The organism is Streptococcus sp. CF4-3 (genome assembly GCF_024295385.1).
In the GTDB taxonomy this organism is placed as follows: Bacteria; Bacillota; Bacilli; order Lactobacillales; family Streptococcaceae; genus Streptococcus; species Streptococcus infantis_I.
On the sequence record NZ_JANCPN010000001.1, the window covers coordinates 1 to 16,539 of the forward strand.

Annotated in this window: 18 protein-coding genes and 1 other annotated feature; all 18 genes read right to left on the minus strand. The window is 38.5% G+C overall.

The genetic code is table 11. The features are described 5' to 3' along the window. Positions 1-97: 97 nt before the first annotated feature. The 18 genes from nusG to NML75_RS00090 all read right to left on the minus strand — a co-directional run bounded on the left by nusG (position 98) and on the right by NML75_RS00090 (position 16,534). The gene (gene nusG / locus NML75_RS00005) at positions 98-634 is read right to left on the minus strand and encodes a transcription termination/antitermination protein NusG (protein WP_004254102.1); all 537 of its coding nucleotides are present in this window, start codon (positions 632-634) and stop codon (positions 98-100) included. A 49-nt stretch (positions 635-683) separates the two neighbouring features. Beyond that, positions 684-860, minus strand: coding sequence for a preprotein translocase subunit SecE (gene secE, locus NML75_RS00010; protein WP_004254104.1), 177 nt, complete (start codon positions 858-860; stop codon positions 684-686). Positions 861-869: 9 nt separating this feature from the next. Beyond that, positions 870-1,022, minus strand: coding sequence for a 50S ribosomal protein L33 (gene rpmG / locus NML75_RS00015; protein ID WP_001809375.1), 153 nt, complete (start codon positions 1,020-1,022; stop codon positions 870-872). Positions 1,023-1,142: 120 nt separating this feature from the next. Continuing rightward, positions 1,143-1,835, minus strand: a complete 693-nt coding sequence (locus NML75_RS00020; protein WP_070679035.1) for a phosphoglycerate mutase — start codon at positions 1,833-1,835, stop codon at positions 1,143-1,145. Positions 1,836-1,968: 133 nt separating this feature from the next. Further along, positions 1,969-2,337 (minus strand): hypothetical protein, encoded by a 369-nt coding sequence (locus NML75_RS00025; protein ID WP_070679033.1) that lies wholly within the window; start codon positions 2,335-2,337, stop codon positions 1,969-1,971. Positions 2,338-2,437: 100 nt separating this feature from the next. Continuing rightward, positions 2,438-5,230 carry an isoleucine--tRNA ligase gene (gene ileS, locus NML75_RS00030; RefSeq protein ID WP_004254109.1) on the minus strand — a complete coding sequence of 931 codons (2,793 nt, stop codon included), beginning with the start codon at positions 5,228-5,230 and terminating at the stop codon, positions 2,438-2,440. Positions 5,231-5,276: 46 nt separating this feature from the next. After that, positions 5,277-5,488: a binding site (T-box leader), on the minus strand. Beyond that, positions 5,486-6,292, minus strand: a complete 807-nt coding sequence (locus NML75_RS00035) for a DivIVA domain-containing protein (protein WP_004254111.1) — start codon at positions 6,290-6,292, stop codon at positions 5,486-5,488. It overlaps the preceding feature by 3 nt. 16 nt (positions 6,293-6,308) lie before the next feature. Next, positions 6,309-6,563: a DivIVA domain-containing protein gene (locus NML75_RS00040; RefSeq protein WP_004254113.1), complete on the minus strand. Its 255-nt coding sequence runs from the start codon at positions 6,561-6,563 to the stop codon at positions 6,309-6,311. 8 nt (positions 6,564-6,571) lie between these two features. Then, positions 6,572-7,357: a YlmH family RNA-binding protein gene (locus tag NML75_RS00045; RefSeq protein ID WP_254731003.1), complete on the minus strand. Its 786-nt coding sequence runs from the start codon at positions 7,355-7,357 to the stop codon at positions 6,572-6,574. Beyond that, positions 7,354-7,614, minus strand: a complete 261-nt coding sequence (locus NML75_RS00050) for a YggT family protein (protein WP_254731006.1) — start codon at positions 7,612-7,614, stop codon at positions 7,354-7,356. Before NML75_RS00050 ends, NML75_RS00045 begins: the two co-directional genes overlap by 4 nt. Continuing rightward, positions 7,614-8,162 (minus strand): cell division protein SepF, encoded by a 549-nt coding sequence (locus tag NML75_RS00055; RefSeq protein ID WP_254731009.1) that lies wholly within the window; start codon positions 8,160-8,162, stop codon positions 7,614-7,616. The genes NML75_RS00050 and NML75_RS00055 overlap by 1 nt, the downstream gene beginning before the upstream one ends. Before the next feature lie 9 nt (positions 8,163-8,171). Further along, positions 8,172-8,843, minus strand: a complete 672-nt coding sequence (locus tag NML75_RS00060; RefSeq protein ID WP_254731012.1) for a YggS family pyridoxal phosphate-dependent enzyme — start codon at positions 8,841-8,843, stop codon at positions 8,172-8,174. Between the two features lie 5 nt (positions 8,844-8,848). Further along, entirely contained in the window at positions 8,849-10,102 is a 1,254-nt protein-coding gene (gene ftsZ / locus NML75_RS00065; RefSeq protein WP_006149538.1) for a cell division protein FtsZ, read from the minus strand. 16 nt (positions 10,103-10,118) lie between these two features. After that, positions 10,119-11,486 (minus strand): cell division protein FtsA, encoded by a 1,368-nt coding sequence (gene ftsA / locus NML75_RS00070; RefSeq protein ID WP_070679027.1) that lies wholly within the window; start codon positions 11,484-11,486, stop codon positions 10,119-10,121. 412 nt (positions 11,487-11,898) lie between these two features. Continuing rightward, positions 11,899-12,996 carry a UDP-galactopyranose mutase gene (glf, locus tag NML75_RS00075; RefSeq protein ID WP_254731015.1) on the minus strand — a complete coding sequence of 366 codons (1,098 nt, stop codon included), beginning with the start codon at positions 12,994-12,996 and terminating at the stop codon, positions 11,899-11,901. An 11-nt stretch (positions 12,997-13,007) separates the two neighbouring features. Then, a complete protein-coding gene (locus tag NML75_RS00080; protein ID WP_254731017.1) occupies positions 13,008-14,420 on the minus strand; it encodes a flippase in 1,413 nt (470 codons plus the stop codon). Between the two features lie 154 nt (positions 14,421-14,574). Next, positions 14,575-15,528: a glycosyltransferase family 2 protein gene (locus tag NML75_RS00085; protein WP_254731020.1), complete on the minus strand. Its 954-nt coding sequence runs from the start codon at positions 15,526-15,528 to the stop codon at positions 14,575-14,577. 1 nt (position 15,529) lies between these two features. After that, positions 15,530-16,534 (minus strand): glycosyltransferase family 2 protein, encoded by a 1,005-nt coding sequence (locus NML75_RS00090; RefSeq protein WP_254731022.1) that lies wholly within the window; start codon positions 16,532-16,534, stop codon positions 15,530-15,532. Positions 16,535-16,539 lie beyond the last annotated feature (5 nt).

The window sequence follows — 16,539 nt, forward strand, 5'->3', positions numbered from 1 at the left end:
ACTCTTTCTATTATACCTACTTTTAGAATCCTGTCAACTAGTTTTTTAAAAATTAGTTGACAGAATTCTAGATTCACAAGTAGATAAGTAACTGATATTACAATTCAGCAATTTGATTCAAGTTTACTTCTGCTACTGTATCATTACCAAACATTGAAATAATCATTTTCACTTTGTTATTATCAATTTCAGTAATTTTTCCTGTGTAATCAGCAAAGGCACCGTCAATGATTCGAACTGTTTGACCAACTTCAACATTGATATCGAATTCTTGAACCGTTTGTCCCATTGATACCAAGATATCTCTGATTTCTTGTTCCAAAAGCGGAGTTGGTTTAGATCTGTTTCCGTGTGAGCCAACAAATCCCGTAACGTTTGGTGTATTACGAACCACAAACCAAGCTTCATCGGTCATAACCATTTCTACAAGGACATATCCTGGGAAGCGATTTTCTTCAACTTCTTTTTTCTTCCCATTTTTTTCAACTTGCACAGTTTGAGTTGGAATTTCCACACGTAGGATATTATCCAACATATTATATGTTTGTGCACGTTGCAAGAGATTTTCTTTTACTTTATTTTCATAACCAGAATATGTTTGTAGGACAAACCATCCTTTATCAAAACTATCCATCTTTTTTCCTTTCTTAATGGTAAACTTCTTTCAGCCTATTTATACTATCTTAAAAAATGTTAATGAATCGGATTAATCCGCTAACGATTAACTGGTCAAAAATATAAATGATGACAACAAAGAAGGCAGTGTATTCCATGATAGATTTGAAATCTACCCAACTTTGTTTTCGAGTTGGCCAAGTTGTATCTTTAAGAAGTGTAAAGATATCCTTAATAAAACCCATTCTTATCTCCTATCTCGTTTCTCGATGTGTTGTGTATTTACCACAATGTTTACAAAATTTATTTACTTCTAAGCGAGTCGGTTTTGGATTCCCACTAATTTTAATTGAGTAGTTTCTTGAACCACAAACCGCACAGGCTAAACTTGCTTTTTTAAGTGCCATAGCGCCTCCATCTTATCTATTATAACAAGAATCCCTGTCTTTGACAAGTTAAATTACACTCTGCATTTTCCTATTTTCAAAATAAAAAAGCCTAGGAATAATCCTAGACTCTATTTTACATTATTTACCAAGGTAGTATTCAGAAACTACGTTCAATTTTTCGTCAAATTCGAATACCAATGGTGGGAAGTTAGGGATTTCCACATCCATGATTTCGTCGTCTGACAAACCTTTGATGTGTTTTACAAGAGCACGAATTGAGTTACCGTGTGCACCTACGAATACGTTTTTACCATCTTTAAGTGCTGGAGCGATTTTATCTTCCCAGAATGGAAGGGCACGTTCCAAAGTAACTTTCAAGTTTTCAGCATCTGGAATTACTGAGTCATCAAGTGAAGCATAACGACGGTCAGTGTGAGCTGAGTACTCATCATCACGAGGCATTGCTGGAGGCAATACATCGTATGAACGACGCCAGATGTGAACTTGTTCATCACCAAATTGTTCAGCAGCTTCAGCTTTGTTTTTACCAGTCAAACCACCGTAGTGACGTTCGTTCAAGCGCCATGATTTTTCAACTGGAACCCAAAGTTGGTCAGATGCTTCAAGTGCAAGGTTAGTTGTTTTGATTGCACGTTTCAATACTGAAGTGTAAGCTTGGTCAAATTCAATACCAGCTTCTTTGATCAATTTACCAGCATCGATAGCTTGTTGAGTACCTTTTTCAGAAAGATCTACGTCAGCCCAACCTGTGAAAAGGTTAGCTTTGTTCCATTCAGACTCACCGTGGCGAGCGAAAACCAATTTTACCATTAGTTGGATTCTCCTTTTATTTTTCGAGGTTTCCCTCGTTTATCTATTCTATTTTACACAATTTTTCACAAAAAAGCTAGTTAAAATCAACGAAAAAGAGAAGAGCGCTTGAACTCTTCTCTTAGACAATCATTTATCCTTCAATTTTAAATTGTTTCAAGCTTGCTAGGTACAGAGCTCCACCAATCACAAGAACAATTCCACCAATCCATCCAAAGAAAGGAATCAAGGCAACTACAGAACCAACGATAAATAGAATCGATGGTGCTAGCGAAATACGTTTGTCATCCTTATAATAGACAAGTGAGAGAATTCCAAGAATGAGGGTCGCAATTTTCACCAATGAGAACACAATGAAAATAATCCCCAATACCACTCCTGCAAAATCTTCATCCTCAGAAATAGCTGCAAGAAAAATAATAAAAAATGGTAAGAAAGCCAAAATAGCTCCTGCAATAATACCAATAAATCCATCTACTTGTGCAAGTGTTTTTGTCTTCATAAATGTCTCCTTTTATTTTGATAAAGTATATTATACCATATTTTTATTAAAGTTTTAATTTTTAAAAAAATACAGGAGTAACTCCTGTATTTTTGTTAGACTATTTAGCTTCAAATCCTTCTGCTACTGCATCCGCAAAGTTTTCTTCAACGATGCTTGCACAGTGATCGCAGATAGTTGCATGGTAGCTACGTTCTGCTGTACTTGGGTCGATACGACGACAACGGTCACAAACTTCACCAGCCGCACGGTCAACTGTGAAGGCTACATCTTCAAAGGCCACTGCAGCTTCTGGAGCTGATCCTTCAGCGATGGTCAATTCAGAGACGATCAAGAGTTGGGCTACATTGCTATCAACAGCTCCAAGAAGAGTTTTCACTACTTCATTTGGATAAACTGTCAAGTGAGCTTCAAGTGATTTACCAATCACTTTTTCATTACGTGCTTCTTCCAAGGCTTTTTGAGCTTGTCCACGGAAGTCCATAAAGGCTGCCCATGTATCCAAGATTTCCTCTTGGTTGGCAAAAGTTTGAGCTTCTGGTAATTCTGATAATTGAACAAAGTCTTCTGTTTCAAACTCGAGATATGACCAGATTTCTTCTGCAGTGTGAGGAAGAATTGGTGTCAAGAGTTTGGTAATTTTCACAAGGATGTCATAGAAGACTGTTTGCATCTGACGGCGTTCGAGAGATTTTGCACCTTCGATGTAGACAACATCTTTGGCAAAGTCAAGATAGAAAGCAGACAAATCAACGTTGATAAAGTTCACTAGGGCTTTATAGATTGTCAAGAATTCGAAGTTTGCATAAGCGTCACGAATGGTCTTAACAAGCTGATTAAAACGGATAGTCATGTACTTATCAACAGAACGAAGTTCTTCGTAAGCTACTGCATCTTCAGCTGGGTTAAAATCAGAAGTGTTAGCAATCAAGAAACGAAGGGTGTTACGGATCTTACGGTAAGTTTCAGAAACTTGACTCAAGATATCCATAGAGATACGTACGTCGTTGCTTGAATCAACACTTGTTACCCAGAGACGCAAGATTTCCGCACCAAATTGTTTTTCAACATCGCTTGGAGCAATGGTATTCCCAAGAGATTTAGACATCTTCTCACCTTTACCGTCAAGGGCAAAACCTTGCGACAAGATTTGTTTGTATGGTGCTACACCATGATTAGCCACAGATGTGATGAGAGATGAGTTGAACCAACCACGATATTGGTCAGAACCTTCTAGGTAGAGGTCTGCTGGATATTTAAGTTCGGGGCGATTAACTACGACACCATTCCATGATGAACCTGAGTCAAACCAAACGTCCATGATGTCTGTTTCTTTCTTGAACTCGCCATTTGGTGAACCTGGATGTGTAAATCCTTCTGGCAAGAGGTCTTTGGCATCACGTTCCCACCAGATGATTGAACCATGTTCTTCAAAGAGTTGAGCTACATGCTCGATGGTTTCAGCTGTCATGATTGGTGTACCATCTTCTGCATAGAAGATTGGAAGAGGAACTCCCCAAGCACGTTGACGAGAGATGACCCAGTCACCACGGTCACGAATCATGTTGTAAAGACGGACTTTACCCCACTCTGAGTGGAACTTCACTTTTTCAATTTCGTCCAAGATTTCTTGGCGGAATTTAGATACAGAAGCAAACCATTGAGGCACTGCACGCCAGATGATTGGTTTTTTCGTACGCCAGTCAAATGGGTAAGAGTGAGAGATTTCTTCTTGAGCAAGAAGTAAATCACCAAGTTTTTCAATAACTGTTGGCACAACCTTGTCGTAGAATTGACCTTCGAACTCTGCTCCAGCATTGGCCATCATGATCCCGCGTTCGTTAACAGTCACAGCAACTTCAAGCCCATTGGCAACACCGACATTGTAGTCATCCTCACCAAAACCAGGAGCTGTATGGACGATACCAGTACCAGAATCAGTTGTAACATGGTCACCAAGGATAACGAGTTCATCTACTGCTGTATCCCATGGGTGCTCTGTCACAATTTGGTTCAATTCTGAACCACGGTAAGTAGCCAAAACTTGAACATCTGCCCAACCAAATTTCTCAGACAAACTGTTCAACAATTCTGAAGCAACCACAAACTTACGAGTTTCGCCAGCTGGTTGCACCAAGACGTAATCAATATCCGCACCGACTGTCAAACCGCGAGAAGCTGTGATGGTGAATGGAGTTGTTGTCCAAACGACGATATAAGTATCAGTGTCTAGAACACCTTTGCCATCTTTGACCTTATTGGCATAGTAAAGGGATGTTGAAACCAAGTCGTGGTATTCAATTTCCGCCTCAGCAAGGGCTGACTCTGATGACCATGACCAGTAAACAGGCTTCGCTCCACGGTAGATATAGCCTTTATTAGCCATTTCACCGAAGACACGGATTTGCGCTGCTTCATAGTCAGGAGTTAGTGTTACATATGGATTTTCCCAGTCACCAGAAACACCCAAACGTTTAAAGTCTTCGCGTTGTTTATCTACTTGAGACAGAGCGTATTCACGGCAAAGTTTCAAGTATTCAACAAGGTCCATTTCTTTGCGTTTAACACCTTGTTTTGCCAAAACTTGTTCAATTGGCAAACCATGAGTATCCCAACCTGGGATGTAAGGTGCATAAAAGCCTGACATAGACTTAGAACGAACAATGATATCTTTAGAGATCTTGTTCATGGCATGTCCTACGTGGATGTTCCCGTTGGCATACGGAGGACCATCATGAAGCGTGAAATGCGGTTTTCCTTCATTTAATTCTTGACGACGTTGATAAAGTTTAGCTTCATCCCATTCCTTTTGCCAAACTGGCTCTTTGGTCGGAAGACCAGCACGCATTGGAAATTCTGTTTTCCCAAGATTGAGGGTTTCTTTAAGTTTCATGTTTACTCCTTTAATGTAAATTGATAATATAAAAACCACGACTCGCAAAAAGGACGAAAATCGTGGTACCACCTTTGTTCGGAAAAAGACCTAGTCTCTTTCCCTCTTTTCCCGTAACGTGGGCAACGTCAAATCTTACTATTTTCAGATTTGATACTAAGAGAGGATAAACTTACCAACAGGGATTGTAGGACTTCCACCATCTCCTACTCGCTAGAAATTTGATTGATAAATTCTTGTTCTCTAATGAGATTCTTATAAAATTAGAACTGATTCTTGTTGAGTGTCAGCATCATCTTGAGGTCCTTCCTCATGTGCTGGCTCAACAGGAGTTTCAGCAGCTGGCAGAACTTCAACTTCAGTTGACTCTTCAGCAGCTTGTTCAGCCTCTAACAATTCTTTGTTAGCAGCTTCAATACGCGCTTGAAGTTCTGCAACTTCTTCTGGAGAAAATTGACGAGTCATGTCAATTGGTTCTTCATCATGATATGAAGATACATCTTCACCTAGAACCTCTTGGACGACTTCCTTGAATGCTTCGTCGCTCGTTTGAAGATAAGTTGCAGTCGGACGCAAAATTTCTTCCCAATCTGATGAATCAACAATAGCCAACTGACTTTCGATTGTTGATTTCAAACGTTGGTGGAAGACGCGACTCTTGTTCTTCAACTCTTCAGTTTCTACAGCAACTTTTTTAGCATTATCTGTTGCTTGTCGCAAAATTTCATTGGCTTTATATTTTGCTTCATCAAGCAAGCGTTGGGCATCTTGCTCAGCCTGCTTAATGATGTTATTAGAACGGTCGTTCGCAGCTTGTTTCACACGTTCAGCTGTGTCTTGAGCAATCAATACTGACTGACTCAATGAATCTTTGATTTCATCAAAATAAGATAGACGCTCTTCTAAATTTTTAATGTGCTGTTCTTTTTCATGATTACTACGAACCAAATCTTCATAGTCACGAACAACAATATCTAAAAATTCATCAACTTCTTCACGGTTAAAACCTCTAAACTGAACACCAAAGGTTTTATCCTTAATTTCTAACGATGTAATTGGCATATTTTTCCTCACTTATTTAATAAAAAATAGAATCATGAATTGCTTCTGGTTCTTGCTCGTTTGTTACTGTTCTTTTAGGAATATCAGTCGTATAGTCGGAAAGACGTTCTTCTAGTTTTTTGATGTAGAGTTCAGTTTCCTCTTTGTTTCGGATTAATTCCTCTAATTCAAAATAAATCTTATCTAGAAATAGGTCAACTTCTTCCTGATCGTAGCCTCTGAATTTTCTTGAGAATTCTTTATCAGTAATTTCTTGTGGTGTAATCGACATGTTTATTCTCACTTGCTTAATAGTAGCTGGACTGTTAATTTTTTCTTATCCTTTTTGGTTTGACCGTTTTCTTTGAGTAAGATAATTCGACCAAAGCGTCTGACGCTGATTAAATCACCAATTTTTACCGGATAGTCCGATTTTTCAACTATATGATAGTTGACTTGAACCAACTTTTTTTCAACCAGAGCCGAAGTTTGGGAACGAGATAATTTCAATATGCTAGATAAGAAGGTATCCAGACGAAGACTTGAAACCAAGACTTCTTTTTCTTGATAGTCATCTTTGGATTCTATCATATCTGAAAAAGGACATTCTACTAAACTTACAGGCAACTTGGAAATCTTTTGAATTCCATCTTGGAAAAGAGTAGTAAATCTTCGATCGACAATAATTTGGGCTTTTTCTTCTGTCACCAGAATATCTCCGAATAACTTACGGTCAATACCTAGTCGATTGAGAACTGTACCCAATATCTTTGAATGGGTCAGTTGCTGAAACTTGCTAGGATACACAATCTCAAGCAAGGTCATTTCAAAATCTTCCAAACTTGGCGTGAAGTAATCGGGCGCTAAAATAACCCTAGCGTACTCCGAAGAGATATAACTCGTACTAGAGAAGACTTTTAGCCCTCTATTATTTCCCAAAGTTTCCAAGATAAATACTTGGTGAGGATTTATAAAAGGAGATAAAATCAGTGCATAGTGTTCCTCAACTTGACTCAACCATTCCAAGCCCTTATCGATGAATGGAATATCCTCCGTTGCGAAATGTTGGTAAAGTTCCTTGCTCATAATACGACCAGCAAACTGATGAGATAGCGGCTAATCATCCGCAAGAGAATTAGGGCTATCCAAACAGAGAAATCCAAACCTGCGATTTGAAGAGGTAGACGTTTTAGAGGCTCAAGAATTGGTTTACACAAAGTCTCTAAAAATTTCCCCAACTGTGTGTTATAGGCATTTGGAAACCATGATAATAGAGCAAAAGCTACAAGTATCAGTGAATAGATATCTGTAGCATTTTGGATAAAACGAATTATTAGAAACATTAACGTACTCTATTTCTCTTCATGTCAAAGTCGTATTCTTCGCTTTGAGCTTCTTCAGGTAAACGAATATCTTCAATGTTTACCACAACACCAACAGGTGTCAAAAGATACATTGTGTTCGCTACTTTTCTTAACTCACCAGCAAGAACATGACGTGCTCCATCCAAGTAATCCAAACAACGACGAGCTTGAACTTCTGTCATATATTGGAAGTCAATCAAGATACTCTCATTTCCAGCCAACAAATCAACAATATCTGTTGCATCTTCGTAACGGCGTGGATAACGAACATCGATGGTTACTTTTTCAGTAGAGCGATGGCTTTCAATTGCTAGTTGTTGCTGACGCGCATGAAGTTTTGTAATATTTTTCTCTTTTGCTTCGACTGAAGAAGATTCTTGAGCAGCAGCTTGCTGTGGCAATTCTCTTTTTTGAGGGACCGAAGCTAGTGAACGTTCAGGTTGTGCAGCTACAACTTCTGAAGCAACTTCATCTCCATCTTCTGTAAAGTAATCTATAAATTTATCAAATTTATCTTTTAATGACATGATTATTTCCTATTTAAAAAATGCTGTACCAATTCGAACAAAAGTCGAGCCACATTGAATCGCTTCTTTGTAGTCACGACTCATTCCCATACTTAGTTCTGTCATTGGCATATTGGGGAATTGTTGTTCACGAATGTATTGTTGCAACTCTTGCGTTTCTTTAAAGATTTTTTGCAACTCTTCTGTTTGGGCCTCAAAGGGAGCCATGGTCATGAGACCAACATACTCGATTTGATCCAAGCTAGACAAGTCTGGCAGGACTGTCAATAGTTCCTCTTTTGAGAAACCATGCTTGCTTTCCTCTCCAGAAATATTGACCTGCAAAAAACATTTAACGGTTCGATCGGCACGTTTTTGAATCTCTTGGGCTAATTTCAAAGAATCTAAAGCGTGAAAATAATCAACATAAGGAATGATATCCTTGACTTTTCTTCTTTGTAAGCTACCAATCAAGTGCCAAGTAACATCTTTATCACTTAAAGCATGATACTTTTCAAGAAATTTGTCAACACGGTTTTCACCGATGTGTTTGACTCCTTGGTCAATCAAATTTTCTGCAGTTGCAATATCAACATATTTTGTTACGGTAATTACAGAAACCGAACCGTCTTCACGGCCGGTTTCTTGAATTGCTTTTGTAACCTGTTGAAATACCTGATTTGTATTTTCTTTTAAATCCATCTCTATTAACGGTTTTTAAAGAATGGTGGTGTTTCCAACTCATCTTCGTCAGAAGCTGGTGCTTCAAAACGCTCAACTGGAGATACGACTGATTCACCTTGACGAACAATTGAATCACGTCTCAAGTCCCAGTCACCAAAAGCTGATGCTTTAGGCGCTTCAGTGTGACGTTGTGAAGGAGTTGGAAGTTCAGCTGTTTCTGCCAAATCAAAATGACGGTCATAAGTGTGTGTATGTCCAGATTTTACTGGTTCACGGAATGACGCTTGTCTTGGTTGGGGCGCTACAACTTTTTCGACTGCATCTTGACGAACTCCAGTTGCAACAACAGTTACACGGATTTCATCTTTCATTGATTCATCAATAGAAGTACCGAGCCAGATATTTACGCCATGTCCAGCAGCTTGATTGACGATTTCAGAAGCTTCTTCCGCTTCAATCAAAGTCATATCCAAACCACCAGTTACGTTAACGATAACATCTTCCGCTCCATCAATAGTTGTTTCAAGAAGTGGTGAGTAGATAGCTTTACGAGCTGCTTCGATAACACGCTCTTCTCCGCTACCGATACCGATACCCATAAGGGCATTTCCTTTGTTTGCCATTACTGTCTTCACGTCTGCGAAGTCCAAGTTGATCAAACCAGGATTTGTAATCAAATCTGTAATCCCTTGAACACCTTGACGAAGAACGTTATCTGCTTCAGACAAAGCTTCAAGAAGTGGAGTTTTCTTGTCAACAATTTCTAATAAGTTGTTGTTTGAGATAATCAAGAGAGTATCAACATGTTCACGTAGTTCGTTGATCCCTTGGACTGCGAATTGACCACGTTTGCTTCCTTCGAAACCGAATGGACGTGTCACAACACCGACAGTCAAAGCACCTAAACCTTTAGCGATACGAGCGATAACTGGTGCAGCACCTGTACCAGAACCACCACCCATACCAGCAGTGATGAAGACCATATCTGCACCACTGATAGCTTCAGTAATTGCTTCTTCGCTTTCTTCAGCAGCCTTACGACCAACTTCAGGCTGTCCTCCAGCACCAAGTCCGCGAGTTAATTTTGGACCAAGTTGGATAACTGTTTCAGCTTTTGTACTGCTCAAGGCTTGCACATCTGTGTTGGCTGCGATGAACTCAACACCTGAAACGCCTTCGTCAACCATGCGGTTAATGGCGTTTCCACCGCCACCACCGACACCAATTACTTTAATTACTGCACCTTGTGCTGCTGCTGTATCAAATGAAAATGTCATATTTTATTCCTCTATCCTATTCATCAAACATGCTTCCGATTAAGCTACGGAATCGGTCAGTCAATTTTGGTTTTTCTTCTGATTGATTTGGAGTTGCTGATTCAGCAGTATAAGTTGGTTCTGCTGATTCAGTTGAAGTTGTACCAAACACTGAACGTTGAGAAGCTGCAGGTTTTTCCTGACTTGAAGTTCTGAAATCAATTGGTTGTTGACGTAGAACTTGGTCTCCTCTGATAGCTCTTTGAGCTAAAACATTCACTTCTGTAAGACTTCCAGCAAATTCTGACAAACTAATCACATGAGCAAATGCAGGATTGCGGATACCTACTTGGTTTGGAACATAAAGTTTCACACGAACTCCAAGTACTTCTTGGGCAAGCTCAACGATACCTGGTAGAATAGCATTCCCACCAATCAGAGCAATACCTCCCGGCAAGTCCAACAAATGTCTTCTTTCCAAATCTTGTTTGATTTGTTCAAAGATGTGTTTCAATCTAGCTGAAATAATTTGAGCCAAGTATTCTTCTGTAACTTCAACAGGTTCTACTTCACCAATCACTTCAACTTGGAAAGTTTCTTTGCTTGCAAGTTGCGGATAAGCTTCACCGTAGTTAAGCTTCAAACCTTCTGCAATCTTCTTAGAAGTTTTAAGAACTTTCGAAATGTCTTTAGTGACGTAATCGCCACCTTCTTGGTAAACATTTGTGTATTGAAGTTCTTGATTACGGATAGTAGCAACACTTGTTTGGCCACCACCCATATCGATAACAGTCGCTCCAAACTCACGTTCGCCTTCGTTAAGAACAGAGTTTACAATTGCAAGCGGTGAAATGATCACGTTATCGACTTGAACTCCAACACGTTCTACAGTTTTACGAAGGTTGTGAAGAATGGTTCTTGGACCTGTATAGAGAAGTCCACGCATTTCCAAACGAACACCCATCATACCACGAGGGTCACGAATACCTTGGAAACCATCTACTACAAATTCTTCTGGCACAAACGTAATCACTTCACGATCAGGTGTCATGCTCTTAGTCAAAGCTGATTTGACAACATTCTCAACATCTTGATCTGTAATTTCTTTTGTATCTGATGTTACAGGAATCATTCCTTGAGTTGGTTCCACTTGCAACAAGTTTGCTGGAAGTCCAACGTTTACTGATTTGATTGAAATCCCTGCTTTTTCTTCTGCTTGAGAAATAGCAGATTTGATAGCCGTTGCTGCGGCTTCGATGTCAACGATAATCCCATCCTTGACACCTTTACTTTTGGCGTTGCTAACACCGATTACATTTACTTCACCATCTACAAGCTCAGCAACTAACACTTTAATTGAGCTTGTTCCAATATCTAAGCCTGTAAAGAAACCATTTCTAGTCATTACATTGCGTCCTCTCTATCTTCCAAGTTTCACACTTTGATTTTTTAACAGCTACAAGAAGGCATAGCTATTCACAGAATATTATATCACAAAAATCCGATTCGTGCCTAATTTTTTGTGATTTTATCGAAGGTTTTTCATTAAATTTATTTTAATATTCCATTACAAGCCCCTCTTTTTTATTTTTTCTATGAAAAACAGTGTAAAAATGTCAGAAAAGCTGAAAAATGGCTATGAAAATCCCTATCTTTTCCAAAACTGATATATCCATTTGCAATTATTTTCCTATTCATTTTCAAAGCAAGGGGTGATATCAAAATACACTAGGCTATACGCTCCCCTTTTTGCATGATATTATCGTTCATTTTTATCTTCCTAAAAAAGAAAAAAGAAGCTAGAAACTAGCTTCTTTTTATGAAAATTCTTTCTCTACTACCTCAAGAGCACGTTCAATGACCACATGCATGTCGTAGTATTTATAGTCTGCTAGGCGGCCACAGAAGATGACCTTGTCATTTTTGGCTGCTTCTTCTTGATACTTAGCAAACATAGCGTTGTTCTTTTCATCGTTGATTGGGTAATATGGTTCGTCTCCACGTTTCCAATCAGCAGGGTACTCACGAGTGATAACCGTCTTCGGTTGAGTACCATACTCGAAATGCTTGTGCTCGATGATACGAGTATAAGGAATCTCACGTTCTGTATAGTTGACCACAGCATTCCCTTGATGGTTTTCCTCATCCAAGACTTCGTGCTCGAATCGAAGGCTGCGGTATTCTAACTCCCCATGTTTGTAATCAAAGTACTGGTCAATCATCCCTGTAAAGACAACTTTTTCCGCTGAGCTTTCTAGCTCTTCACGATTAGCAAAGAAATCAACCCCAAGTTCTACTTCTACATCGCCTAACATGTTTTCGATGATGACGTTGTAGCCACCGATTGGAATCCCTTGGTAACGGTCGTTAAAGTAGTTGTTATCAAAGGTCAAACGCACCGGAAGACGCTTGATGATAAATGGAGGAAGGTCTGTTGCAGAACGTCCCCATTGCTTTTCTGTATAGCCCTTGATCAATTTTTCATAGATATCCGGACCAATCAACTTGATGGCTTGTTCTTCAAGGTTTTTAGGCTCAACATCTTTCATATCAGCTGTTTGCTCTGCAATCTTATCCTTGACTTCTTGTGGTGTCTTAGTTCCCCACATAGCGTAGAAGGTATTCATGTTGAAAGGAAGATTGTAGAGGCTGCCCTTGTAGTTAGCCACTGGTGAGTTGATATAGTTATTGAATTCAGCAAACTGGTTCACATAGTCCCACACTTTTTTGTTAGAAGTATGGAAAATGTGGGCACCATACTTGTGGACATTGATGTCTTCAACATTTTCACAGTAGATATTTCCACCGATGTGATCACGTTTGTCAATCACTTTTACTTTTTTTCCACGTTTTGTAGCTTCATGTGCAAAGATTGCCCCAGACAAACCTGCACCAACGATAAGATAGTCGTACATAGTTAACTCCATTATTTCTTAATGATTTGTTTTAATTCTTTTACATCTACCACTTTCAGAGATAGAATTGCAAAAAGATAAATGATTCCGCCAAGCACTGCAAATGCTAGAACATTTAGGGTTGGCGAAAAATGTATAACTGTTTTTGAACCTAGCAAAATGCCATACATGATAGCTGATGCTAGAATAATTTTTGTCATAGATCCAATAATAGGAACTTCTTTTAGGTATCTGCGGGTAAAGTACAATTGAATCGCCCACACTAGCGCCTCTGTTAAGACAGAAACAATGGCTGCTCCGATATAACCAAGTTTAGGAAGGAATAATAAGTTTAATCCTACACTGATAATTGCAGGAGCCGTTGTTGAAATCATGAATTCTTTATTTCGGTTATGAGGAATCAATATCTGAATTCCCATAATATTGGTCCAACCGATGAAGAACATACGGAAGATCATAATGGCAATTGCATAGCGTGCATCCTGAAAATCTTGACCAAGGAAAAATTGAACAAAATCATCATTGACAATCAAGATCCCTGCCATCATTGGAAAAATGACTAAATTATAAATGAGGAAGGACATCTCATGCATCTTATTGACCGCCTTATGATCACCTGTGGCTAATAAATGCGCAACACGAGGTAGCATAACACTCCCCAAGGAAGTTACCAAGGTCAGAAGGATATTTACCAACTTTAGAGCCTGGTCATAAATCCCTACATCCTTTGTAGAGGCTAAGGCTCCAAGCATGGTACGATCTAGCGTTACATACAAGGAAATCGCCACTTGTGGAAGGAACAATAAGATGACGGGTTTCAAATGATGCCTAGCATATTCTATGTCAAAATGAGGTCTACCGATAAACTCTCGAGCAGGCAACCACATACTTAGTTGCCCCAAAAGCTCAAATATGGTTAGTAAAAAAACATAGAGATATAGGTCGTTTGCAGATTTGACAAAGAGAAAGATAGAGGTAACTCCAACGATTTTAACCGTGATGTTTCGAACAGTAATCTTTCGAAAATCCTCCAACCCTTGAAAGAGCCAAGAGATGTCTAAACCTTTAGAAACTAAACTCAAGCCTAGAATGTAGGCTACCGGATTTTGCATAAAGGGAAGAGCCATACAAAGAAGGCCATACAAGGTTAGAGAAAGAAAAGTTGCACCTAATTGCAGGGAGTAGATTCCCCAAAAGTTTTTTTCGATTTCCTTGCGATGCCCTGAAATGACCTTTGTTCCATAGTTAGCAACTCCCAGTGTCGCTAATAGAATAAAGTAGGTGACAATGGAATTAAAATAACCATAAGTTCCTAAATCATCCGAAGAAAAGACCCGTGTCACATAGGGAGTCGTAATAATCGGGAGTATAATCACCAACAATTGATAAGAAAGATTGTAGGCGTAGTTTTTTAATACTTTCATGTCAATCCGTCCTATTTATAATCAATCCGTGAAATTAGAAATTGTGACCGAACAGACTTATAATGGGCAATTATTCTAAAAGCTTCTATCATATTTCCTCTTTCCTACATTTTTTTGATATTTGTTGCAAATTAAATTGGTTTTATGCACGATACTATCGTAGCAACAAATACAATTTAGGGCTAAACATAAAAATAAGGTATTTTAGTTTTACTTTCCATGATAGCTTACTATTTTTTAGCAACTCACTCATTTCGACTTTCAACAACTCTTTATCTTTTGAAAAATCTTTTAAGCCTGAGTCAGCTTTTGCACCAATCACTACAAAACCACCTATTAATTTTTTAGCTTGCAAAGCTTGCTTTAATGCCGGGCTCTGAATGTACTCTCTTTTAACAACTTCCTCATTTTTTGCAACAGCTTTAAAGAAATCATATCTTTTTTCAGTAAATGTTGAACGAACTATACTCCCTTCCCTACGATAGTAATTGTAGGTTTCAAGCGGGCTTATCACGATTCTTTCAGCCAAAGCAAGGTGTTCTCCTACAACATAAAAATCCTCATAGATTTTCCCAACTGGAAAAGGGACGCGTTCCAATATGCTTTTTTTATAAAGCTTAGCACAGGCAGAAACCGTTGCAACTTTGTCGTCCAACATTAGTTCCAAGGCCTTCTCCTTTGTAATCACACTCAAGCTTTCATAGTCTGACTGTTTAAGATGATAAGAACTATAATCATCATACTTTGAAGTTGCTTTGACCTTTGTTGAAATCAAGTCTGCTTGATGTATTTCTTGTATTTTTACTATTAATTCAAGCGTGTAGTCTTCAAGGTAATCATCTGGATCTAAAAAGAAAATCCAATCTGAGTTGGCTTTTGTAACTCCAAAGTTACGCGCATCAGATAAGCCTCCATTTTCCTTGTGAAAAACATGGATATTTTCATATTCTCGGGCGTAATCTTCACACAATCGAGGAGAATCATCTGTTGAACCGTCATTAACGAGGATTACTTCAAAATTTTGATAGGTTTGTTCCAGCAGGCTATCTATCGCATAGTGCAAATAGTCGGCAATATTATATACCGGAACAACGATGCTAATAAACATCCTAAACCCCTCTCTCTTTTTCTTTCTTTTTAGAGTATTTCTTCAAAATTGGATTAAGTATTAAGGCCATTGCAAACTTGGTCTTATAGTTCAAATAAGACAATCTGTCAATTTTTTTCGTAGGAATATAGTCATATGCACTTTTCTCAATTTTGCTATATAGTTCTTTCAAGAGTGTTTCGGAATCAGTAACCATCCAAGACAAATCAACCTGCAAACTGATGAGATAATCTAAGGTTTCAGAAACTACTCGGTTTAAAACGGGATCACTTTCAATTTTTGTAAAATAATCTAGAATTGAATTTGTAACAGTCAAATGGTGACGGACATTACGCTTCATACTCTCAATATTCATACTTTGCTCTGGTCTACCTATGTAGTATTGATAAATATCATAATTCCAATAACTGAAACTATGAACATACTCCAAAGGAAAAAGCGTGTATTGAATATCAACATAAAATGTTTTTTCACTTAAACGAATCTTGTTTTCCGACAAGATTGATGTCTTATAAGTAACCGAGTGCATCGGGATGCGAACATCCGGAATTCCCATGTATTTTTTGCCAATTTCATACTTGTCTACGAAGTCATTTCGTACTGTAGTATTATTGTAGACATGCTGCTCTGTAAAGTCTGTAATCACCATATCCACATCAACAGTTTCAAGAGTATCTAAAAGCTTTTCAAATTCTGATGGAATAACCCAGTCATCCCCATCAATTACTTTAAAAAATTTTCCCTTTGCTTCTTGAATACCGCGATTGATAGTTGAACCATGACCACCATTTTCTTTTGTAATGACACGGCCATCCAGCAACGAATCTTGGGCTAATATTTCTTCTGCTACTTTAGCAGTATCGTCTGTACTTCCATCGTTAACAACCAGTACTTCAAATTTATTTTTATAATCTGATTGCACTTGTTGGAAAGACTCCAGCCCTTTTGAAACGTAGTCCTGAATATTATAACTAGGCATTACAATTGTTAACAAACAATCCTTCATCTTAT